The sequence below is a fragment of the Methylobacterium sp. UNC300MFChir4.1 genome, assembly GCF_900110155.1.
Taxonomy (GTDB): Bacteria; Pseudomonadota; Alphaproteobacteria; order Rhizobiales; family Beijerinckiaceae; genus Methylobacterium.
Map to the genome: position 1 here is coordinate 384,191 of NZ_FOCS01000003.1, position 21,131 is coordinate 405,321.

19 protein-coding genes and 1 pseudogene are annotated in these 21,131 nt (G+C 70.0%); 15 read left to right on the forward strand and 5 right to left on the reverse strand.

Annotated features, from left to right (window positions below; translation table 11 throughout):
• The first annotated feature begins 303 nt into the window (after positions 1–303).
• Both BMY19_RS07440 and BMY19_RS07445 read left to right on the forward strand, forming a co-directional pair.
• A complete protein-coding gene (locus tag BMY19_RS07440) occupies positions 304–927 on the forward strand; it encodes a glutathione S-transferase family protein (RefSeq protein ID WP_100251315.1) in 624 nt (207 codons plus the stop codon).
• A gap of 589 nt (positions 928–1,516) precedes the next feature.
• Complete coding sequence (locus BMY19_RS07445; protein ID WP_100251316.1) at positions 1,517–2,527, forward strand: glycosyltransferase; 1,011 nt, start codon at positions 1,517–1,519, stop codon at positions 2,525–2,527.
• A gap of 323 nt (positions 2,528–2,850) precedes the next feature.
• On the opposite strand, the gene gcvA is transcribed toward BMY19_RS07445, so the two are convergent.
• Positions 2,851–3,741: a transcriptional regulator GcvA gene (gcvA, locus tag BMY19_RS07450; protein WP_100251317.1), complete on the reverse strand. Its 891-nt coding sequence runs from the start codon at positions 3,739–3,741 to the stop codon at positions 2,851–2,853.
• A 95-nt stretch (positions 3,742–3,836) separates the two neighbouring features.
• On the opposite strand from gcvA, the gene BMY19_RS07455 reads away from it, so the two are divergent.
• Complete coding sequence (locus BMY19_RS07455; protein WP_100251318.1) at positions 3,837–4,793, forward strand: zinc-dependent alcohol dehydrogenase family protein; 957 nt, start codon at positions 3,837–3,839, stop codon at positions 4,791–4,793.
• A 408-nt stretch (positions 4,794–5,201) separates the two neighbouring features.
• On the opposite strand, the gene BMY19_RS30825 is transcribed toward BMY19_RS07455, so the two are convergent.
• On the reverse strand, positions 5,202–5,366 hold the full coding sequence (locus BMY19_RS30825) for a hypothetical protein (protein ID WP_165923078.1): 165 nt from the start codon (positions 5,364–5,366) through the stop codon (positions 5,202–5,204).
• 258 nt (positions 5,367–5,624) lie between these two features.
• Here BMY19_RS30825 and BMY19_RS07460 point away from each other — a divergent pair, with 258 nt between their 5' ends.
• From BMY19_RS07460 to BMY19_RS07475, 4 genes are all read left to right on the forward strand, one after another.
• Positions 5,625–6,752, forward strand: a complete 1,128-nt coding sequence (locus BMY19_RS07460; protein WP_056527789.1) for a Gfo/Idh/MocA family protein — start codon at positions 5,625–5,627, stop codon at positions 6,750–6,752.
• A gap of 2 nt (positions 6,753–6,754) precedes the next feature.
• On the forward strand, positions 6,755–7,837 hold the full coding sequence (locus BMY19_RS07465) for a Gfo/Idh/MocA family protein (protein WP_100251319.1): 1,083 nt from the start codon (positions 6,755–6,757) through the stop codon (positions 7,835–7,837).
• Between the two features lie 794 nt (positions 7,838–8,631).
• Entirely contained in the window at positions 8,632–9,063 is a 432-nt protein-coding gene (locus tag BMY19_RS07470) for a helix-turn-helix domain-containing protein (RefSeq protein WP_056527784.1), read from the forward strand.
• A gap of 166 nt (positions 9,064–9,229) precedes the next feature.
• Positions 9,230–10,837: a putative bifunctional diguanylate cyclase/phosphodiesterase gene (locus BMY19_RS07475; RefSeq protein ID WP_244534856.1), complete on the forward strand. Its 1,608-nt coding sequence runs from the start codon at positions 9,230–9,232 to the stop codon at positions 10,835–10,837.
• 37 nt (positions 10,838–10,874) lie between these two features.
• Here BMY19_RS07475 and BMY19_RS07480 read toward each other — a convergent pair whose 3' ends face one another.
• Positions 10,875–11,777 (reverse strand): MBL fold metallo-hydrolase, encoded by a 903-nt coding sequence (locus BMY19_RS07480; protein ID WP_100251321.1) that lies wholly within the window; start codon positions 11,775–11,777, stop codon positions 10,875–10,877.
• Between the two features lie 243 nt (positions 11,778–12,020).
• Here BMY19_RS07480 and BMY19_RS07485 point away from each other — a divergent pair, with 243 nt between their 5' ends.
• From BMY19_RS07485 to BMY19_RS07500, 4 genes are all read left to right on the forward strand, one after another.
• Positions 12,021–12,686 (forward strand): SCO family protein, encoded by a 666-nt coding sequence (locus tag BMY19_RS07485; RefSeq protein ID WP_020095041.1) that lies wholly within the window; start codon positions 12,021–12,023, stop codon positions 12,684–12,686.
• Positions 12,687–12,773: 87 nt separating this feature from the next.
• Entirely contained in the window at positions 12,774–14,363 is a 1,590-nt protein-coding gene (locus BMY19_RS07490; RefSeq protein ID WP_100251322.1) for an OpgD/OpgG family glucan biosynthesis protein, read from the forward strand.
• A gap of 93 nt (positions 14,364–14,456) precedes the next feature.
• Positions 14,457–14,687, forward strand: a complete 231-nt coding sequence (locus BMY19_RS07495) for a hypothetical protein (protein WP_091976355.1) — start codon at positions 14,457–14,459, stop codon at positions 14,685–14,687.
• A 4-nt stretch (positions 14,688–14,691) separates the two neighbouring features.
• Positions 14,692–15,057: a hypothetical protein gene (locus BMY19_RS07500; RefSeq protein WP_056527765.1), complete on the forward strand. Its 366-nt coding sequence runs from the start codon at positions 14,692–14,694 to the stop codon at positions 15,055–15,057.
• Positions 15,058–15,066: 9 nt separating this feature from the next.
• On the opposite strand, the gene BMY19_RS07505 is transcribed toward BMY19_RS07500, so the two are convergent.
• The gene (locus BMY19_RS07505; protein ID WP_244534857.1) at positions 15,067–15,348 is read right to left on the reverse strand and encodes a DUF6894 family protein; all 282 of its coding nucleotides are present in this window, start codon (positions 15,346–15,348) and stop codon (positions 15,067–15,069) included.
• Positions 15,349–15,682: 334 nt separating this feature from the next.
• Here BMY19_RS07505 and BMY19_RS30440 point away from each other — a divergent pair, with 334 nt between their 5' ends.
• Entirely contained in the window at positions 15,683–16,036 is a 354-nt protein-coding gene (locus BMY19_RS30440; protein ID WP_139215623.1) for a DUF6894 family protein, read from the forward strand.
• Here BMY19_RS30440 and BMY19_RS07510 read toward each other — a convergent pair.
• A complete protein-coding gene (locus tag BMY19_RS07510) occupies positions 16,018–16,737 on the reverse strand; it encodes a Crp/Fnr family transcriptional regulator (protein WP_020095047.1) in 720 nt (239 codons plus the stop codon). The genes BMY19_RS30440 and BMY19_RS07510 overlap by 19 nt on opposite strands.
• 425 nt (positions 16,738–17,162) lie before the next feature.
• Between BMY19_RS07510 and rpoN the strand changes: the two genes are divergently transcribed.
• From rpoN to BMY19_RS07525, 3 genes and pseudogenes are all read left to right on the forward strand, one after another.
• On the forward strand, positions 17,163–18,737 hold the full coding sequence (gene rpoN / locus BMY19_RS07515; protein WP_100251323.1) for an RNA polymerase factor sigma-54: 1,575 nt from the start codon (positions 17,163–17,165) through the stop codon (positions 18,735–18,737).
• Positions 18,738–18,812: 75 nt separating this feature from the next.
• The gene (gene glmU / locus BMY19_RS07520) at positions 18,813–20,189 is read left to right on the forward strand and encodes a bifunctional UDP-N-acetylglucosamine diphosphorylase/glucosamine-1-phosphate N-acetyltransferase GlmU (RefSeq protein ID WP_100251324.1); all 1,377 of its coding nucleotides are present in this window, start codon (positions 18,813–18,815) and stop codon (positions 20,187–20,189) included.
• A gap of 146 nt (positions 20,190–20,335) precedes the next feature.
• A pseudogene (locus BMY19_RS07525) lies at positions 20,336–21,131 on the forward strand (glutamine--fructose-6-phosphate aminotransferase); the annotation flags it as partial.

A 21,131-nucleotide genomic window follows, 5' to 3' on the forward strand; every position in this document is an offset into this window, starting at 1 on the left:
AGGAGGTGTCGGCTTTTCCGGCAGTTTCACTCCGGAGCAGACCGGCATCTTTCGGCCAGCTTCTGCCGCCGCGCATGGCTCTCCCCAACGTCTCAGATGAATGGTTCCCTGCCCGACCGCATCTGGATTGTGGACGCATCGAAGCGGGCGTAGCCTTGGACATCGCTCGAGATCCTCTCGAGGTCGCTCGCTGCATCCGCTTTGCGCACTTGGGACAAGGGCGGTTAACTCCGCGGGTGGAAGATGCAACCACGCCCTCTGTGGTCGTCTCTTCATCATTCCAGCGTTGGCTAACCCGCTCCCATGATCCGCATTCTCGGCAAGGCCAGCTCGATCAATGTTCGCAAGGTGCTTTGGACCTGTGCCGAGATCGGATTGGATTACGATCGCCAGGATTACGGCAGCGGCTTCCAAGCAACGGATCCCCCGGAATTTCTGGCTCGCAACCCGAACGGCCTCGTGCCCGTGATTGAAGACGCGACAGGGGCCTTGTGGGAGTCAAATACGATCTGCCGCTACCTCGCTGCGAGCGCCGCTCGGACGGATCTGCTCCCTGCTGACCCGCGTGGACGCGCTCTGGTTGAACAATGGATGGACTGGCAAGCGACCGAGTTGAACGCGTCTTGGCGGGCGGCTTTCCTCGGCCTCGTTCGTCGTGATCCGGCCTACGCCGATCCAGACCGGATAGTGGCGGGGGTCGAGGCCTGGAACGCGAATATGGGGATCCTTGACCACCATCTTTCCTCAACCGGAGCTTATGTGGCCGGAGGAGCCTTCACGTTGGCGGATGTCGTTCTCGGCTTGTCCGTAAACCGTTGGCGCATGACGCCAATGGAGCGCCCGAGCTATCCCGCCGTCTCGGCCTATCATGATCGCCTTCTCGCTCGATCCGGCTACCGAGACCACGGGGCGAATGGGATTCCTTAGTGGGATGCCAACCGCGCCTTCAATCCGAGGTTGCTGGACGATCGATAAGTGGCGGCTTTCGGCAGGCAACGACCGCTCTCCGAACGCCTGGGTTGGGTAGCTTGCGAGTCGGCAACGTGGCGTGGATTCCCGCCGGTCAGCTTCGGCGTCGCAGATCTGTCGGAGCGCACGCCGTCATCCGGCCGCGTCGATATCCCTTCCGGCCCCCGGCGGGTACAGGTCAATGATCGGAACGTGCAGAACAAGAACTTCATTAGCGCTCTTGCTTTTTGTGGCGAAGGCTATAGACAGTACCGACGACTAAGATGATAAATCAACAGCCTCCGCGTCGGCGCAAAGCGCCACTTTCGAGTTTAAGAAAGACGTTCTTGGTCGACATCTTACCGGGAGAAGGGAGCAGAATATCTGCTTCGGCCGCCACAGCTCCGTTCATTTATTTGTATCCAAATCCGCTCGATTAAGACTGTGGCCCCAAATGAATACGCGCTCACCCGATAGCAAGAACTCGAGAGGCCACCCGTGACCGAGAGATGGTCTGATTGTTGCTCCGACCGCAGAAGATAGCAATCCGTTTCGTCAGGACATCATCATGCGATATGAACATGGTGTTTCTGTTGTTCTTGCCACGCATAACGGATCGAGATTTATCCGCGAACAGCTTGAAACTCTCGTCGGGCAAACAGTACATCCTCTTGAGATCATCGTTTCCGACGACGCATCTACGGATGACACGCTGGAAATTGTCCGAAATTTCTCTTGCGGCAGCGCAATCGAGTTCAAAATCCATGAGAACGTGCCCGCGCTCGGCTTTCGAAGCAATTTCTTGAGAGCCGCTCGGTTGGCGCGTGGAAAATTCGTCGCCTTCTGCGATCAGGACGATATCTGGGACACGAAGAAGATCGAGTTTTGCTCGCCCTATCTGGACGATCGCAGCGTCTCGATGATCGCCCACACGGCCATCACTATCGACCCCAGCAATCGCGAGCTTGGCGTCTTTCGGCAAGGCATTCATCGTACCGGCCTCAGAAAACCGCTCACCTACGATCCGTGGTTGACGTTCTTCGGATTTTCGATTGTCTTTCGACGGGAACTCTTGGATCTGTGGGATGTCGATGACCGTTTCATCGATTTCATTGTCCCCAGCGAGATGATCGCTCACGACCGTTGGGTAATGTTCCTGGCGCAAGTCGTCGGTCAGACCGTCGAGATCGATGTACCCCTGGTCCGCTATCGGCAGCACGCCCATAATCTGTTCGGAAACGGTGAGCGCGAGCGGAGCGCGGGTCGGAGGACGGTAGCTGGGGGCTTGGATCCCTACAGGGAAGCCACGACCGCCATGATCGATATCGTCGAGCGGCTTCCGGAAGCGACGGCTGAGCATTTTCCACTCTTCGATCGGGCAAGGGCGGCCGCTTTCTTTCGCAGCGCGCTTGACCAGCTCGAGAAGCGCGAAGCGATCTATCGAACTGAGACGCGCCTGGAGGCACTCCAGGGCCTGTCGGCACGTGTCGCCGGCGGAACCTATCGGGCGGTTCACAACGGCCGTCCACGATGGCGATCGATCGCGAAAGATCTCAGATTCGCACTCCTTCGTCGTTGACCGCCTTGGCGGGCTTGCAACAGGTCCCGTCGACGGTCTTCATCCGCGCCTTTACGACACAGCATCGCCTGTCATTCTGACTTAAGCTTCGGTTTTACCGGACACTGGGTTTAGGCTTGCTATGACGCCGAGATTTACCGGCGATCGGCGAAAATTTCGCTCCACGACGAGCACTGCGATCGAGCAGGGAGTTTGGGCCAACGCTTCGGACGGTCGCCGCATCATGGTCGAGATGCCGGGTCCCGCCCCGAACAAAGATTGCCGAACCGCCGACGGATGGCCGCTCGCGAACCTTCATACAGACCTCGCCACATGGTCCTGCGTCACCGGATGGCTGCGTTGCGCAACCAGTCGATCAGCACCCCGACGCGTCCCGCCTGGGCCGGATGTCGCGGGTGGACGACCCAGTAGGGGTGCGCGTCGAGGACGGGCCCGAAGGGTTGAATCAGCGTGCCGCTCGCCAAGTCGTCGACGGTCAGTACGACCGAGACCAGTGCTATGCCCTGACCGGCGATCGCGGCCTGGATGACATGACCTTCGTCGCTGAAGCGGATGCCCGCACCGCCATCGATATCGGTGATCCCGGCCTTCCGCAGCCAGGCCGGCCAGTTCGGCGTCTCGTCGGTCAGGTCGGGCCACTCGAAGTGCAGCAGGGGGTGGCGGGCCAGATCGCTCTCGGATCGAATGGCGAGACGCGGACTGCAAGCGGGTGCGACCCGGTCGACCACCAGCCTGTGCGCGTCGAGGCCGGGATAGGGACCGGGCCCGTATCGGACGGCGACGTCCACGCCGTCGCGGGCGAAGTCGACCAGGCTGTCGGACGCGTGCAGTCGCAGATCGCAACCGGGATGCGCGGCCCGGAAGTCGGCGAGCCGGGGCACGAGCCACTTCGCCACGAAGGCGGTCGGGGCCGAGAGCGTGAGAACGCCGGCCGCGTGCCGGCCGCGGATCTCATCGATGGCTCGGGCGAACGCGTCGAAACCGTCGCGCAGCACGGGCAGCAGAACGGTGCCCTCGGCGGTCAGCCGGACCCGGCGCGTCTCGCGGTGGAAGAGACGCAGCCCCAGGATCTGCTCGAGAAGCCGGATCTGATGACTGATGGCGGTCGCCGTGACACCCAGCTCGTCGGCGGCAGCGCGGAAGCTCAGGCGGCGCCCGGCCGCCTCGAAGGCCCGGAGCGCCGCGAGGGGGGGAAGCGATCTCCGCATCGTCATGGCTGAACGTAGCTCATCGACCCCGTGAGGAGAACGCGTTCGTCATCCCGCAGCCCGGCTGACACAAGGTTGGCCGGTCAGGACGGGAGGCTCTCTTGAAGGCGATGGTGTTGACGAAGTTCGGGGGGCCGGACAGCTTCGAGCTCCGGGAGCTGCCGGACCCTCGGCCGGGACCCCGGCAGGTCCGCGTGGCCGTGCATGCCACGTCGATCAACCCGCTCGACTGCCAGATCCGCCGCGGCGACTACGCCGATCAGGTCGCGCTGCCGGCCATCATCGGGCACGACGTGTCCGGCGTCGTCGACCAGGTCGGATCCGACGTGACCGAGTTCCGCGCGGGGGATGAGGTCTATTACACGCCGCGGATCTTCGACGGTCCGGGATCGTACGCCGAGTACCACGTGGCGGATGCCGGCATCGTCGCGCGCAAGCCGGTCAACCTCACCCATTCCGAGGCCGCGAGCGTCAGCCTCGTCGGCGTGACCGTCTGGGAAGGGCTGGTCGAGCGGGCCCGATTGCAGGTTACAGAGACCGTCCTCGTCCACGGCGGTGCCGGGGGCGTCGGGGCGATCGCCGTCCAGGTCGCGAAGGCCATCGGGGCACGGGTCCTGGCGACGGCGCGCGGCAGCGACGTGGCGCGCGTCGAGCGGCTCGGCGCCTCCGCCGTCATCGATTTCGAGCGCGCGGACTATGTGGACACCGTCGATCGCCTGACCGAGGGCAGGGGCGTCGACGTCGTCCTGGACACGATCGGCCGCGACACGCTCGCGCGCTCCCCGCGCATCCTCCGCGAGGACGGGCGCGTCGTCACCTTGGTCGACACCGCGACGCCTCAGAACCTCATCGACGCCTGGGGCCGGAACGCCACCTACCACTTCGTCTTCTCGCGCCAGGACGGCCGCAAGCTCGACGCCGTGACGCGCCTCCTCGAGCGCGGCCTCGTGGTGCCGCGAGTCGGCCTGGAGTTTCCCCTCGACGAGCTCGCCAGCGCCCACGCGCGCTCCGAGGAGGGTCGGCTCGGAGGCAAGATCGTGCTCCGGGTGAGATCGTGAGGCGGCCGGACCTCGATCGCTGTCCCTGACCTGACACCGGCAGCGTCCGGCGCCGCGAAGGGAAGCGGCTCACCTGAGATCGAACCCGCGGAAACCGTGATGTCGCACCGTGGCAAGCCCGACCGGTCGGCGGGTCGAGCGGCACCCGGAGGCACGCGATCCTGCCGTCGACGACCTCGGTTACGTCCGTTCCGGTGACCGCGACCGGCCCGATCCCGACCCGCCGTCCATCGAAGGGATCCCAGGCGGTGGTGCCCGACGGCTACGTCGACCGGGGTGAACCGGTTAAGGGTCAGGGATCCTCGCGCGACCTGGGCACGACGGATCTTCCCGGCGGGAACCCGACCCGACCGCGAACTTAAAGATCTGAGACGCCGGACACTCCGCCGGTGCCGGTCGAATGCCGACCTACGCGCGCCCGAAGTGACGGAGCACGAGGGGCTCGGTCCGGGTAAGCTTGAGGCCGCGCGGCTGCGAGCGGCCGCTCCGGCCGGCGACGACGGCCAGGCCGACGAGGCCGACCGATCCGGTCAAAGCCACGGCCACACACCACCAGAAGGCGACATCGAGCATGGCTGTCCACGGGGCTCCGGTTGCACCGGAACTGTCGGACCGTACGGTAAACGGAGCGTTAAACGCGCGTTCGACCGAATAGCGTCGGCGCCTGCGGCCCGAGCGCCGTGTACTGCCGAGACATGGGCGCCGAATTCGGGCGCCGGAGAGCGTCGCTGAGCTCTCGGCGCATCGATCCTACGCCCAATTGATGAAGGCGCGGAACGGAGCGCTGCCGCTACGACCCGAATCCGGTGCGGATGACCTTCAGGGACAGAGATGCAGATCGGGATCGTCGGCTGCGGTTACGTCGCCGACTTCTACATGACGACCCTCGTGAACCACCCCGAACTGCGCCTCGCCGGCGTCTACGACCGGGACCCGGAGCGGCGCGCCGTCTTCTGCCGTCACTACAACGCCCGCGCCTTCGACAGCCTCGAGGCCCTGCTCGCCGAGCCGGAGATCGGCCTCATCCTGAATCTGACCAATCCGCACAGTCACTACGTCGTGACCAAGGCCGCCCTGGAGGCCGGCAAGCACGTCTACTCCGAGAAGCCGCTCGCCATGGAGTACGCCCAGGCCGAAGCGCTGGTGGAACTCGCCGAGGCGAAGGGCCTCTCGCTGAGCGGCGCGCCCGCGAGCATCCTGGGCGAGGCGGGCGCGACCGTGCGGGAGGCCGTCGCGTCCGGCCAGGTCGGGTCGGTCCGGCTCGTCTACGCCGAACTGGAGGACGGGCCGGTGTTCCGGGAGCCGGTGCATGAATGGCGGAGCGTGACCGGCGCCCCCTGGCCGGCCGAGGACGAGTACCGGGTCGGCTGCACCCTGGAGCACGCCGGCTACTACCTGACCTGGATGAGCCTGATGTTCGGCCCGGTCGAGCGCATGACCGCCTTCGCGTCGCGCCTGTACCCGGACAAGGGCACCGGCCAGCCCCCGGACTCGGTCGCCAACGACTTCTCGACGGCGTGCCTGGAGTTCCGATCCGGCGTCGTCGCGCGGATCACCTGCGGCCTCGTCGCGCCGCAGGACCGATCCCTGCACATCATCGGCGACCGGGGCGTCCTGACCGTGACCGATTCGTGGGCCAGCCAGGGCCCGGTCTATCTCCGTTCGCCGAGCGGCGAGGCGCCCGGGCGGCTCGGCCGGCTGCTGCACCGGATCCAGCGCTACCTGCCCGGGCGGATCTTCCTCGGTCGGAAGCTGCCGACTCCCCGCTTCGGCGGCAAGCTGCCCAGCTACCCGTCGCAGATGGATTTCGCCCGCGGACCCGCGGCCCAGGCCGCGGCGATCCGGGCGGGCGTTCCGGCGCCGCTCCCGGCGCGGTTCGTGCTGCACATCACCGAGATCGCGCTCGCCATGCAGAATGCCGGCGGCGGCGCCGTGATCCAGCTGAGATCCAGGTTCTAGCCATGGCACAGACCGTCTCGTGGGGCGTCCTCGGCACCGGGGTCATCGCCCAGCGCTTCGTCAGCGACCTTCTCGGGCGGCCGGACGCGCGCCTCACCGCCGTCGGGGCGCGGAGCACCGGGAGCGCCCAGGCCTTCGCCGCGGCCTTCTCCCAGGCGTCCGGCGCGCCGGCCGCCGTCGCCGGTGTCGAGGCCCTGGCCGCGCGGCCGGATATCGACGTCGTCTACATCGCCACGCCCAACAGCGACCACATGGACAGCGCGCTGGCCTGCATCGAGGCCGGCAAGTCGGTCCTGATCGAGAAGCCGATCGCAATCTCGGGCGGGCAGGCGCGGCGCATCGCGGAGGCGGCGCGGCGGAAGGGCGTCTTCTGCATGGAGGCGATGTGGATGCGCTTCACGCCCGGCGTCGTGCGGGCCAAGGCGATGCTGGAGGCGGGCGAGATCGGAGATCCCCTGCATCTCGACGCCCGCCTGTTCTTCCCCCGCGCGCCGAACCCGCCCGGACGGACGGACGATCCGGCCGAAGGCGGGGTGATCCTCGATCTCGGGGTCTACCCCGTGTCGCTGGCGCTCCACCTGTTCGGCGCACCCACCGAGGTCTCGGGCGTCGGCCTCGATCGGGGCGGTGCGGCGCCGCAGCAGGCCGCGCTCGCGCTCGGCTGGAACGCCAGGACCGCGACCCTGAGCTGCGGCTCGACCGGAGAGGCCGACAACGCCGCCGTGATCGTCGGCACGCGCGGCCGCATCCACCTGCACCGGCAGTTCCTGTGCCCGCCCTTCCTCACGCGCGTGCGCACCGCGGCCGCGCCGGCGCCCGCCGACGGTGCCCCGCCGCGCCGCCAGGCCGTCGGCCGACTGGCCTTCGCGAAACGCCTCCTGCAGCCGCTGGACTTCCGCCGCGTCGCGCTGATCCCGACGCCGTACCTCGGGTTCGGGCTGCGGCATCAGATCGACGAGGTGCATCGCTGCCTGCTCGCCGGCGCCCGCGAGAGCCCGATCATGCCGCTCGCGGACAGCATCCGCACCCTCGACATCCTCGATCGCGTCCGCGCCCGGCCGCAGCCGCTGGAGGCCGTCGCCTAGGAGGGGCGTCCGGACCGGGCGCCCGTCCCGAGCGGATGATCCGTCCGGGCAGGTCGCGGCGCGGTTCCCGGCGGTCGATGTCAGGTCGTCTTCGTCGCCTTGGCGGGAGGCAGCCTGCGCAGAATCCGCGCGATATGCGCGCGCAGGGCCGACGTCTCGGATCCCGGCCCGGCCTGCCCGGCGGGTTCGGCTGTCTCCTGGAGGGTGACGAGAAGGTCGGTCATCGACGAGGGCGCTGTGATGGGAGACCGACTCTACCGTCGAGCCTGGCCGGTGAATACATCATTTCATAGATTTTCTCGACCGGGACTTAAAGTGTTTAGGCCGGCGATAGACGCGGCCCGATGTCGGAAACAGGGGTGTGTGTCCCGCCGGCCGCGACATTCGAGCCGGTGAATTGCATCGCCGATGTCTTGATGGAGACCCGCGGCCGCAGTCCCACCACAATGCCGGCCGCATCACATATCCGTCACCGTCCGCCACGACGATCGGAGGCCTCGGTACTTTACCACCCTTTCGACCGATCTCCGATGTATCGTCGCGCACGGCGACTGAAAGGCTGCCGTAGCCGGCGAAGACAGGCGCAGGAGGGAAACCGTCTGTGCGCTGCGTGACGGATACAGTTGACCATTGCGGTTTCACCGTCCCTGGGCGTACAACCAACAGCCAAGCCATGCGTCTAGTGCAACTAGGAATTGCGCAACTTATTGGTGCGCTAAGCAGTTTTCGGTTGTGTTTTTTTCCGCGACTCTGGGTAAGTGCCACTCATCCAGCATGCTGAAGGTTTCCGTTCGATGTCGTCCTCCCCGAAGCCCAAGTCCGCCACCGAGACCGATCGCTCGATCGGCGGCCGCATCGCGGCGCTCCGCGTGGCACAGGGCCTGAGCCAGACCGATCTCGGTCAGGCCATCGGCGTCAGCTTCCAGCAGGTTCAGAAGTACGAGAAGGGGCGCAACCGCATCGGCGCAGGGCGTCTTCAGGCCATCGCCGACCTGCTGAGGGTGCCGGTGGACACGTTCTTCGCGGATCCGCGGGACAACGGCGGCGGACGCGTCGGACCCGCGGCCCTGTTCGAGGATCCGAAGGTCATGGAACTCGTCCTGGCCTTCACCAGCATCACCGACGAGACGACCCGCGGCGGGATCCTGTCGATCGTCAAGGCCGCCGCCACCCTCCAGGAGAGCCGCGCGGCCGCGCAGCGTCCGGACGCCGTCGACGAGGCGTGACGGCGCGGCCCTGTCCATCTCTTCCCGCGACGGGACATACCGGCGCCCCCGAGCCGCGCGCAGCGTGGCGGCGCGATTTAATCCAAATTAAACCAAGACAAAGACCCGTAAAGATGTAGAGAAGCTGCCGCGTCCGGAGCTGATCTACAGCGCGTGAGCGGACGGCATGCTTCGCTCTGACGTTGGAAACCGGGTCCTGACCATGCCGATCGAGACGTCGAGAGCCTGGGGACGCGGCGAGCTGTACGAGACCCTGTGCCTCCTCGTGATCGGCGTCGGGATCTGGTTCGTCGGCGTCACGCTCGGGACCTTCGCGTATCTGAACAGCGTCGTCGCCACCTACAACCTCACGGACCTGCTGCTGCTCGCCGCCTGCATGGGCGTGGCGCAGTGGGGCGCCAGCATCCGCAAATCGATCATCCTCCGGCGGCTCATGCTCGAGCGCGCCGCCGCCGCCGCGCAGGCCGAGGCGATCGCCCGGCACGACGGGCTGACCGGTCTGGCGAACCGTCGCCGCTTCATCGACGCCGTGGAACGGGCGTACGCGCCGGGCGCCGCGGACGCGGCGGTGCTCCTCATCGACCTCGACCGGTTCAAGCCGGTCAACGACCTCTACGGCCACGCGGCCGGGAACGCGGTCCTGTGCGCCGTGGCCGAGCGTCTCCAGCAGCTCGTGCCGTCGGGCGGCCTGGCGGCCCGTCTGGGCGGCGACGAGTTCGCCATGCTGGTCCCGCTCCGCTACGAGAGCGAGGCGCTGCGGCGCCTCGCCCAGGCGGTCATCGCGCGCATCGCCGAGCCGGTGACGTGGAGCCAGAACGACCTGAAGGTCGGGGCCACGGTCGGCGTCGCCGCGGTGTCGGCCGAGCACGGGGACGCCGACGCGATCCTGCACGCGGCCGATCTCGCCATGTACCAGGGCAAGAAGGACGGGCGCGGCAATGTCCGCTTCTTCCGCAGCGCCATGGACGCGGAGCTGCGGGCCCGCGCCCGCATGGAGACGGAACTTCGCCTCGCCATCGAGACGGGCGCGATCGAGCCCTTCTACCAGCCGGTGGTGTCGCTCCCCGAGAAGGAGATCGTCGGGGTCGAGGTCCTGGCGCGCTGGCGCCACCCGACGCGCGGGGTGGTGGGCCCGAGCGAGTTCATCCCGGTGGCCGAGGAGACCGGGATGATCGCGGATCTCAGCTACAGCCTGATCCGCCGCGCCTGCCTGGATGCCCGGGCCTGGCCGCCGCACCTGGTCCTCGCGGTGAACATCGCCCCGCAGCAGTTCCAGGACGCGTGGCTCGCCCAGCGCATCCTCGGGATCCTGACCGAGACCGGCTTCCCGCCGCAGCGCCTGGAGGTCGAGATCACCGAGAGCGCCCTGATCCAGGACCTGGAGGCGACCCGGACGACCCTGCTGTCGCTGCGCGAACTCGGCGTGCGCATCGCGCTGGACGATTTCGGAACCGGCTATTCCAGCCTGTACCACCTGCGCGAACTGAAGTTCGACAAGCTGAAGATCGACCGCAGCTACGTCGACGCCATCACGATGAGCGACGAGCGGGCGAAGCTCGTCGACGCCATCATCAAGCTCGGGGCGAGCCTCGGCCTCTCCACCACCGCCGAGGGGATCGAGACCGACGCCAGCCTCGACTGGCTCTCCGAACAGGGCTGCCATTTCGGCCAGGGCTACCTGTTCGGCCACGCCATGCCGAAGGCCGAGATGGACGGCGTGCTCGCCGCCGCGCGATCCCCGGCCCCGTTTCAGGATCTCGCGCGGGCCTCGTGAGGCGCGGGACGCCGCCCGCGCGGCCGCATCGCGCCGGTCAGCGCGGCGCTCTGTAGGCGGAGCCGTCGGCGGCTTCGAGCGGGTGCTCCACGAACCGGCCCGTCTCCGGCACCGCGACCCGGTCGAAGTCCGCCGCCAGGGCGTCGAGGGCGCGGCGCATCTCGGGCCCCTGCAGCGGCCGGCCGTGTCCGGTGATGACCCGCTCCGGGGCGAGCGCGGCGAGCGCCCGCACCGACGCGCGCGCCGCCGGCCAGTCGATCGTCAGGTACATCGGCGGCCCGTGCAGCTCCGGCGCCTGCGTCGCGACCGCGTAGGCGGATTCCTGCGCCGTGGTGATGAAGGCGTCGCCCGCGATCAGCGTCCGGTCGGCCTCCCGCCAGAGCGAGACGTGGCCCGGCGCGTGGCCGGGCGTGTGGATCCAGCGCCAGCCGGGCAGGGGCGGCACCGAACCGTCCTCCGGAAGGAGGCGGAGCCGCCCGGAGACGTCGACCGGGCTCGTCGGGAACAGCGGCGACAGGCGGCCGAGGAGTCCGCCGCCGACGCTCGGATCCGGCGTCGGGTAGGCGGCGCTGCCGTCGAGATAGGGCCGCTCCAGGGCGTGCGCGTAGACCGGGACGTCCCAGTCCTTCGCGAGGTCCTCCAGGACGCCGACGTGGTCGAAATGGCCGTGGGTCAGGACGATCGCGGCCGGCCGGGCGCCTTCGCCGAAGCGGGCCCGGGCCGCGGCCTCGATCCCGCGCTTCGCGCCCATCACGCCGGCATCGATCAGGACCCAACCCCGGTCGCCCGCGCCGGGGGGCCCCACGAACACGACGTTGACCAGGACGTGGCGCTGATAGGCGACGTCGTCGGCGATGGCGTGGGTGGCGTCGTCCCGCTCGGCGTCGCGGCGGGGATCGTCGGCCCGGGCCTGCGGGTCGACGGGGATCTGCTGGGCCATCTGGGGCGGCTCCCGTGCACGGTCGCGGAGGGGACGGTCGGGCCCGCGGCCCGGGTGTCCCGGCACCGGATGGCGCGAGCGCCCGTACCCTGGCCAACCGGCCTCTCCCGGGCGTGTTCCTGACGTCGTCGCCTCTCCAGGTCCGGTCCCGCACGGGGCGCCGCGGCCTCACGCCTGTCGACACGGACCCCATATTGGCGGCATCGATACCGGCCACCCCGACGCGCCGTCGCAGGTCACAGCATGGCACCGAGCCCTCTCGCCCTCATCGCCTCCGCCGCCCTCGTCGCCGTGATCGCCACCGGCACCGGGGCGATCGTCCTCCAGCAGGGCTCGCGGTTCAGCCATTCCCGGAAGGTCGGCGGCCCGTTCACGATGGCGGATCTCGACGGCCGCCCGGTGACCCAGGCCGATCTCCGCGGCAAGCCGTCCGTCCTGTTCTTCGGCTTCACCCACTGCCCGGACGTCTGCCCGACCACGCTCGCGACCCTGGCGTCGGCCCTCGGCCGGATGGGCCGCGACGCGGATCGCCTCAACGTCGTCTTCGTCACCCTCGACCCGGAGCGGGACACGCCCGACACCCTGCGGGCGTACCTGGCCTCGTTCGATCCGCGGATCCGCGGCTTCGTCGGCACGCCGCAGCAGGTCGCCCGCATGGCCGACGCCTACCACGTCGCCTACAAGCGCGTGCCGACCAAGGACGGCGACTACACGATGGAGCATTCCGCCACCGTGGCGCTGTTCGACAGGACCGGCCGCATGGTCGGCGAGATCGGCTACGGCGAGGACGAGGCCAACACCTTCGCGAAGCTGATCACCCTGGCGCTGCCGGGGCAGTGCCCGCCGGGGGGCGGCGCCAACCTCTGGACGACCGACGGCAGCACCGGCAACTGCGGTCCGCGGAGCTGAGCCGCGGCCGGGAAATTGCGCCGCCGCGCCGGCGTGGCTAGAGGGCGGCACGGGTCGCGAGGCCCGACCGAATCCGGGGGTTCCAGCTTGATCACGCGCCGCGTCCTGACCGCCATCGGGCTCCTCGCCCTCGCGCCGTATCCCGGCCTCGCCCGGGCCGCCGGCGGCGGGCCGCGACTCGCACCGCCCGAGCCCATGGACCTCGACCGGCTGAAGGATCTCGCCCGGACGCTGCGGGACCGGCCCTACGCGCCGCCCCCGGAAGCGCCCGCCTCGGCGGCCCTCGACGCCCTGACCTACGGGCCGCTCCAGGAGATCCGCTACCCGCCGGGCCACGCCCTGTTCGCCGACAGCCCGTACCCGGTGACCTTCTTCCACCTCGGCAACTTCTTCCGCCATCCCGTGAAGGTCTACGCCCTGGAGGGCGGGCAGGCCCGCGAGGTGCTCTACAGCCACGACCTGTTCACCTACCCGCCGGGCAACCCGGCCAAGGACGTTCCGGACGGGGCGGGCTTCGCGGGGTTCCGGTTCCAGAAGGCGCCCGCCGGGCAGCCGGGCGACGACGGCGACTGGCTGGCCTTCCTGGGCGCGTCGTACTTCCGCGCCGCCGGGGACGGCGCCCAGTACGGGGCCTCGGCCCGGGGCATCGCGATCGACACGGCGCCCGGGCCCGGGAAGACCGAGGAATTCCCGGTCTTCACCCGCTTCTATGTCAGCCCGGCCGCGGACGGCGCTGTGACCGTGCTGGCGCTCCTCGAGGGCCGGAGCCTCACCGGCGCCTACCGGTTCGTCGCCCGGAAGGAGCCGCACGTCGTCATCGACGTCGCCTGCACGGTCTACATGCGCAAGGCGGTCGAGCGGTTCGGCATGGCGCCCCTGACCTCGATGCTGTGGTACTCGGAGGGCATGAGCCGCTTCCTCGCGAGCGACTGGCGGCCCGAGGTGCACGATTCCGACGGGCTGCTGATGCAGACCGGCGCCGACGAGCTGATCTGGCGGCCGCTCAACAACCCACCCCGCCTCAGCGTCAGCGCCTTCGCCGACCGGTCGCCGAAGGGCTTCGGCCTGCTCCAGCGCGACCGCGCCTACGAGAACTACATCGACGACGGCTTCGAGGAGAACCGTCCCGACATCTGGGTCGAGCCGCAGGGCGACTGGGGCCGCGGCAGCGTCCAGCTCGTGGAGATCCCGACCCATCAGGAGACCGACGACAACATCGTCGCTCTCTGGGTGCCGGACGACGCGCCGCAGGCCGGGTCGGACCGCAGCTTCGCCTACCGGCTGCGCTGGACCGTCAAGGAGCCGATCGCCACCGACCTCGCCCGGTGCGTCGCGACCCGGGCCACCAAGGCCGCGTGGCTCGCGGATGCCGACAGACGCCCGGGCCGGGCCAACCTCGTGCGGCAGTTCGTGCTGGAATTCGAGGGCGCGGCCCTGTCGGGCCTCGATCCCGAGAAGACCACGGTCGCGCTCACCCTGTCGCGCGGCACCGCCGAAGAGGTCGGCGCCACCTGGGCGCCCTACGGCAAGCCGAGCCCCTGGCGGGTCTTTCTCAAGGTCTACGCCGAGGGTCCGGATCCGGTGGAGATGCGTCTGCAGTTGAAGTCCGGGGAGAGGCTGCTCTCGGAGACCTGGGCCTACCAATACTACCCGCAGGCACCCGGCACGGTGCTGTGAGCGGCGGTCGTCGCCGGACGGCCCGTCGCCCGAACCGGTCCGGCTCCGGGCGGTTCCGCCCCGGACCCGCCTATCGTCGCATCGGAGACCGCCATGACCGGCGAGACACCGCCCGGCCCGCACCTCCCGGAGGTGCTGACGCGGCTCCTCAAGGCGCCCCGGGCGGCGATCTGGCCGACACCGGAGGACCGGAACCGCCTGCGCCCCGGCCGGTCGCGACCGCGGCAGCCGAGCCGCGCCGTCCTGGGTGTCTGGATCTGGGCGATCCTCTACAACGTTCTCGGCTTCGCGATCCTCGCGGCCCTGTGGTGGACGATGCGCTGACCCGATGAGCCGACACGCCCTGATCCCCGGCCGAGCGATTCTCGCGGCAATCCTCCTGCTCGGCCTCGCCCCCTCCGCGGCGCAGAGCCAGGGGGACGCGCTCAACGCCGACGACGGCACCGGGGCGGTCAAAGTCTGCTCGCCCGTGGCGATGCCGCGCTGGCGGTCCATGACCCCGGTGCCGAAGACCTGGACCTTCCTGGACTGCATGGGCTTCGCGGGCGAGATGGGCGCGACCCACTTCCAGCTCGGCTGCCTCTTCGCCAACGTCACGCCCCACGCCCAGAAATACGCCTGGGGCGCGATGGTGCCGATCGAGAAGTCGGCCATGGCCAAGGCGCAGCCGCCGATCCCCAATTGCGGCTGGTAGGGCCCGCGCTCAGCCGTCGGAGGGCTGCCAGTCCAGGTCGAGGGTGAGGCGGGCGCGGAAGACCGTGCTGCCGGTCGCGTCGCGGACCCGCGCCTCCAGCACCAGGCCCGCATCTCCGGGGGCCGGCCGGTCCGCCCGGACGCGGAGCCGGTCATGCACGGCCTCGATCAGGGCCTCGGTCGCCGACAGGCACGCCTCGTGACGATCGGCGAAGGGCAGCCCCTCTTCGTCGAGGGACAGGCCGCGGTCGTCGGTGAAATCGGTGAAGTAGCGCACAGCGCAGAACCTCACGGCCAGATCACGAGCGTGCGCCGCGACTGGAGCGATGTCGTTAACCTGTGTGTGGACACCGCACGGCCTCGCGCGACCGGCCGCCGAACCCTCGCGCCGCGGCGACCGCGCGGAGAACGCGGCCGCCCGGGCCGCGATCCACCCGCCCTCAGAAAAATGTATGAGTGTGGACAGACGCCGCGGGTGCGGCACGGACTGTGCCGATCCCCGAACCCGCTGCACGAAAGTACGATATGGCCGGCGCGGTCGACCCGGTACCCGTCGGTGCGCGAGCGGCCGCCCTTGCGCGCGCCGCCCGTCTCGGCGGACACTCGGCGGCCGGTCCCCGCGCGGCGTGGTTCACGCCGATCCGACAACCCGCTCAGGCCCGCGACGCCGTTCCCGATGGCGCGGCACGCGGTCCTCGACGGGCGACCCGAAGGCCCCGCTGGCCGACGCTCGAAGGGGATGTGACCTGCCCCGTTTCTTCCTCAACGTCCGACGTCACGGGACGCTGATCGCCGATCGAGAGGGCGACGATCTGCCCGATCGGACGGCGGCCGAGCATCTCGCCCGCGACATCCTGCGCGAGATGCGCCGGCTGCCGCACGTCTACGGCGCGCCGCGCGGCTGGCGCGCCGACACCTTCGTCATCACCGACGAGGCCGGCGCGGTGGTGGCCGAAGTCCCCTACGCCAGCGTGCTCTGAGGCCGCCGCAGCGGGCCGATCAGGCGCTCGTACTCGGCCTCGGCCGGGCCGTAGGTCTGGCCGGCGGCCTCCTCCAGGCGGGTGCGGCTCAGGACCCGGATCCGGCCGCGCCGGGCCCGGATCAGGCCGGCGCCCTCCAGAGTGTGGATCGCGACCGTGACGGTCGGGCGGCGCACGCCGAGCATGATCGACAGGAACTCGTGCGTCACCGACAGGTCGTCGCCGTCCTGACGGTCGTGGTACATGAGGAGCCACCGCGCGAGCCGCTCCTCGGCGGGCGCGCCCGCGTTGGCGATCGCGGTCTGGGCGACCTGGACCAGGAAGGTCTGGACGTAGCGCAGCAGCAGGTTGCGCATCGACGGGCTGGATTTCAGGGCGTCGCGCAGGGCCGGCACGGAGATCCGGCGCCCCCGGCCGGCGACCTGCATGAAAATCTGGTACGGGATCGTGTCGGTTCCGAGCAGCAGCGCCGGTGCGGCCATGCCGTCGCGTCCGAACAGGCCGACCTCGATCCGGCCGCCCTCGGCGAGGGTCGACACCACCGAGCACAGGCCGGTGTCGATGAAGACCGCGTGCGGGATCGCGGCGGCCGGCTCGACGAGCACTTTGCCGAGGGGCAGGTCGATCGCCTCCAGATGAGGCCCGAGCAGTGCGCCATCCGCCTCGGATAGGGCAGCCAGAAGGCGGTTCTGATGCGGCATCGGCAAACGCGTACGCAGAAATCGACCTCCGCGCAGCAGCTCTCGTGCGGGAACCGCGGCGCACCCCCGAGCCATGCTCGGATCAACACGGAATAGCGAGCGGATATTGCATCTAGCGGGGGAAGCGTCTGCAACCAGACAAAGCTTTGCCGGCGGATTTCGGATGTCCTGGCAAATGCGCGCGGATGATTGCGCAAACCTTCCTTTAAGATCTGCCCTCAGACTGCCGGGCGGCGGATCGGGATGTGACTGGAACGCTGCGCGTCCCGGAGCGCCGTGCACTTGCCAACAGCGGCGTGCACGGTCGCGCTTTGACGCGCGGGTCGGATCGCGTTACAGAAAGTGCGACGGAGCAAGCAAGAACCATGCCGTGAGCAGCGTGGCTCCGGCTGGCGAACCGCGCCGGAAGGGCATCGGGGCCTCGCATGAGTTTGGTGCAACGGCTGGAAGTGCGTCAGGGCCAGGCCCTGGTGATGACGCCGCAGCTCCTGCAGGCGATCAAGCTTCTCCAACTCTCGCACCTCGATCTCTCGGCCTACGTCGAGGCCGAGCTGGAACGCAACCCGCTGCTGGAGCGCGCCGAGCCGGACCTGCCCGCCGCGGGTGACGCCGCCGAATCGGGCAGCCATGCCGAGGAGGCGGGGTCCGACGGCTTCGACGCGCCGGAGCCCGACCCGTGGCTCTCGGCCGACCTCAACCCGAGCCGCGGCGAGATCGAGAGCGACTTCGACACGCGCCTCGACAACGTGTTTCCCGACGAGAGTCCCGTCCAGGCGCGCGAGGCCGGCGGGGGCGACATGCTCTCGCTGACGCCGCCGCCCTACGGCAGCACCGGCGGCAGCTTCGACGCTGAGGCGCCCGATTTCGAGGCGACCCTCACGGCCGAGACCTCGCTGCGCGAGCACCTCGCGGGCCAGCTCGACCTCGCGACCCGGGAGCCGGCCGAGCGGTTGATCGGCGGCTTCCTGATCGACGCCGTCGACGAGGCCGGCTACCTGCGCGAGACGGTGGAGGGCGTGGCCGAGCGGCTCGGCGCCGACCCGGCCCTCGTCGGCCGGATGCTGGCGCTGGTCCAGACCTTCGACCCGCCCGGGATCGCGGCCCGCGACCTCGCCGAGTGCCTCGCGATCCAGCTGCGCGAGCGCGACCGGTTCGACCCGGCGATGCAGGCGCTGGTCTCGCGGCTCGACCTCGTGGCCAAGCGCGACTTCGCGGCCCTGCGCCGGCTCTGCGGCGTCGACGACGAGGACCTCGTCGACATGCTGGGCGAGATCCGCCGCCTGGATCCGAAGCCCGGCCGGGCCTTCGGGTCGAGCGCCGTCGAGGTCCTGGTCCCGGACGTATTCGTGCGCGCGGCGCCGGACGGCTCCTGGCTGGTCGAGCTGAACAGCGAGGCGCTGCCCCGGGTCCTGGTGAACCAGAGCTACTACGCCCGCGTCTCGCGCAACGCCGCCGCGGAGGGCGACAAGGCCTTCCTGTCGGAAGCCCTCCAGAACGCCAACTGGCTGACCCGCTCGCTGGAGCAGCGCGCCCGCACCATCCTGAAGGTCGCCACCGAGATCGTCCGCCAGCAGGACGGGTTCTTCGTCCACGGCGTCACGCACCTGCGGCCGCTGAACCTCAAGACCGTGGCCGAGGCGATCGGCATGCACGAATCGACCGTCTCGCGGGTCACCTCCAACAAGGCCATCGGCACGAGCCGTGGGACCCTGGAGATGAAGTACTTCTTCACCGCGGCGATCCCCGGGGCGGCCGGCGCGGCCGCCCACTCCTCCGAGGCGGTGCGCCACCGCATCAAGCAGCTCGTCGACGGCGAGACGCCGGACGACGTGCTGTCCGACGACGCCCTGGTGCAGAAGCTGCGCGGGGAGGGCGTCGACATCGCCCGGCGCACGGTGGCGAAGTACCGGGAATCCCTGCGGATCCCGAGCTCGATCGAGCGCCGCCGGGAGCGCTTCGCCCACGGTTCGGGCCAGCACGTCGCCCTGGCGCTGCGCTGATCGGCCCGGACGGGGTTGCGCCGGGCGCCCGTCCGGCCCATCCGTCTTGGCCCTCGATCGATGCCTGGACCCGCGATGACCCCGACCGGAACGCCCTCGCGCAGCCTCACCGCCATCGTGCTCGCGGCCGGGAAGGGCACGCGGATGCGCTCGGACCTGCCGAAGGTGCTGCACCGGATCGCCGGGCGCAGCATGCTCGGCCACGTCCTGGCCGCCGTCCAGGCGGCGGGCGCGGGCCGGATCGCCGTGGTGGCCGAGCCCGGCCGCGACGACGTCGCCGCCGAGATCGCGCGGGCGGCCCCCGGAGCCCGGGTCTTCCCGCAGGCCGAGCGCCTCGGTACCGCCCACGCGGTGCTCGCCGCCCGGGAGATCCTGGCCGACCCCGACGACGACGTGGTGATCGCCTTCGGCGACACGCCGCTCGTCTCGGCCGACACCTTCCTGCGCCTCCGCGCGCCTCTGGCCGACGGCGCCGCGGTGGCCGTGCTGGCCTTCGAGACGGCGACACCCTCCGGCTACGGGCGGGTGCTGACCGAGGGCGACCGCGTGCTCGCCATCCGCGAGGAGAAGGACGCGAGCGCGGCCGAGCGGGCCGTGACCCTGTGCAATGCCGGGCTGATGGCGCTCGCCGGACGGCACGCCCTGGCCCTGCTCGCCCGCATCGGCAACGACAACGCCGCCGGTGAGTACTACCTGCCCGACGCGGTGGCGCTGGCGGTGGCCGACGGGCTGCCCGTCACGGTCGTTCCGGTGGACGAGGCCGAGGCGCAGGGCGTGAACGACCGGGTGCAGCTCAGCGTGGCGGAGGCCGCGATCCAGGCGCAGCTGCGCCGCAGCGCCATGCTGGGGGGCGCCACGCTGATCGCCCCCGAGACGGTGTTCCTCAGCCACGACACGGTGCTGGGACGCGACGTGATCGTGGAGCCCAACGTGGTGTTCGGCCCCGGCGTGCGGGTCGCGGAGGGCTGCACCGTGCGGGCCTTCGCTCATCTCACCGAGACCAGCCTGGAGGCGGGCGTGAAGATCGGGCCGTTCGTGCGGCTGCGCGGCCACGCCGTTCTGGAGGCCGGCGCGGAGCTCGGCAATTTCGTCGAATTGAAGAACGCGCGGATGGGGGCCGGCGCCAAGGCCGCGCACCTCACCTATCTCGGCGACGCGGAGGTCGGCGCCAAGGCCAATATCGGCGCCGGCACGATCACCTGCAATTACGACGGCGTGCTCAAGCACCGGACCACGATCGGCGCGGGCGCCTTCATCGGCTCGAACTCGGCCCTGGTCGCCCCCGTCTCGGTGGGGGAGGGGGCCTACGTCGCCTCCGGCTCGGTGATCACCGACGACGTGCCGGCGGACGCCATGGCGGTGGCCCGGGGCCGGCAGGCGGTGAAGCCGGGCTGGGCCAGGGAGAAGCGCGCGGCGCTGCAGGCCGAGAAGGCGCGGCGCGGCAAGGCGTGAGGCCGGGCACGCCGCGCGGGCGGGGCTGGCCCTGCGCCGTGCCGATCCGGTAGAAGTCCCGCTCGGCCCCGCACGGCGCGGGGCGGCCCGGACCTTGCGCACGACCTGCGCGCGGCCACCCGGGCGCGACAGCGAGAGACACTCCTATGTGCGGCATCGTCGGCATCGTCGGGCGCGACGCGGTGGCGGGGCAGGTGATCGAGGCCCTGCGGCGGCTCGAGTACCGCGGCTACGATTCCGCCGGCATCGCCACCCTGGAGCACGGCCGGCTGGCGCGGCGCCGGGCCTCGGGCAAGCTGGTCAACCTGGAGGCCAGGCTCGCCCAGGAGCCGCTCACCGGCACGATCGGCATCGGCCACACCCGCTGGGCGACCCACGGCCGCCCCAACGAGACCAACGCCCACCCGCACGCCACCAAGCGCCTGGCCGTCGTGCACAACGGCATCATCGAGAATTTCCGCGAGCTCAAGCAGGAGCTGGAGGCCGACGGCGTCGTCTTCGAGACCGAGACCGACACCGAGGTCGTCGCCCAGCTCGTCAGCCGCAACATGGACCGGCAGATGGGGCCGGTGGAGGCCGTGGCCGCCGCCCTGCCGCGGCTGCGCGGCGCCTTCGCGCTGGGCTTCCTCTTCTCCGGCGAGGAGAACCTGCTGATCGGGGCCCGCCACGGCGCGCCGCTGGCCATCGGCTTCGGCGAGGGCGAGACCTACCTGGGCTCCGACGCCCTGGCGCTCGCCCAGTTCACCGACGCCATCACGTATCTCGACGAGGGCGACTGGGCGATCCTGTCCCGCGGCGGCGCCGAGATCCGCGACGCGTCGGGCGCCACGGTCGAGCGCGCCCGGCAGACGATCGCCACGCAGGCCTACCGGATCGACAAGGGCGAGTACCGCCACTTCATGGCCAAGGAGATCCACGAGCAGCCCGAGGTGGTGGGCCGCA

Excerpts from the sequence above, each read along its gene's own strand:
- BMY19_RS07440 (WP_100251315.1), top strand. The coding sequence starts at position 304 with ATGATCCGCATTCTCGGCAAGGCCAGCTCGATCAATGTTCGCAAGGTG.
- BMY19_RS07445 (WP_100251316.1), top strand. The coding sequence starts at position 1,517 with ATGCGATATGAACATGGTGTTTCTGTTGTTCTTGCCACGCATAACGGA.
- gcvA (WP_100251317.1), bottom strand. The coding sequence starts at position 3,741 with ATGACGATGCGGAGATCGCTTCCCCCCCTCGCGGCGCTCCGGGCCTTC.
- BMY19_RS30825 (WP_165923078.1), bottom strand. The coding sequence starts at position 5,366 with ATGCTCGATGTCGCCTTCTGGTGGTGTGTGGCCGTGGCTTTGACCGGA.
- BMY19_RS07460 (WP_056527789.1), top strand. The coding sequence starts at position 5,625 with ATGCAGATCGGGATCGTCGGCTGCGGTTACGTCGCCGACTTCTACATG.
- BMY19_RS07465 (WP_100251319.1), top strand. The coding sequence starts at position 6,755 with ATGGCACAGACCGTCTCGTGGGGCGTCCTCGGCACCGGGGTCATCGCC.
- BMY19_RS07470 (WP_056527784.1), top strand. The coding sequence starts at position 8,632 with ATGTCGTCCTCCCCGAAGCCCAAGTCCGCCACCGAGACCGATCGCTCG.
- BMY19_RS07475 (WP_244534856.1), top strand. The coding sequence starts at position 9,230 with ATGCTTCGCTCTGACGTTGGAAACCGGGTCCTGACCATGCCGATCGAG.
- BMY19_RS07480 (WP_100251321.1), bottom strand. The coding sequence starts at position 11,777 with ATGGCCCAGCAGATCCCCGTCGACCCGCAGGCCCGGGCCGACGATCCC.
- BMY19_RS07485 (WP_020095041.1), top strand. The coding sequence starts at position 12,021 with ATGGCACCGAGCCCTCTCGCCCTCATCGCCTCCGCCGCCCTCGTCGCC.
- BMY19_RS07495 (WP_091976355.1), top strand. The coding sequence starts at position 14,457 with ATGACCGGCGAGACACCGCCCGGCCCGCACCTCCCGGAGGTGCTGACG.
- BMY19_RS07500 (WP_056527765.1), top strand. The coding sequence starts at position 14,692 with ATGAGCCGACACGCCCTGATCCCCGGCCGAGCGATTCTCGCGGCAATC.
- BMY19_RS07510 (WP_020095047.1), bottom strand. The coding sequence starts at position 16,737 with ATGCCGCATCAGAACCGCCTTCTGGCTGCCCTATCCGAGGCGGATGGC.
- rpoN (WP_100251323.1), top strand. The coding sequence starts at position 17,163 with ATGAGTTTGGTGCAACGGCTGGAAGTGCGTCAGGGCCAGGCCCTGGTG.
- glmU (WP_100251324.1), top strand. The coding sequence starts at position 18,813 with ATGACCCCGACCGGAACGCCCTCGCGCAGCCTCACCGCCATCGTGCTC.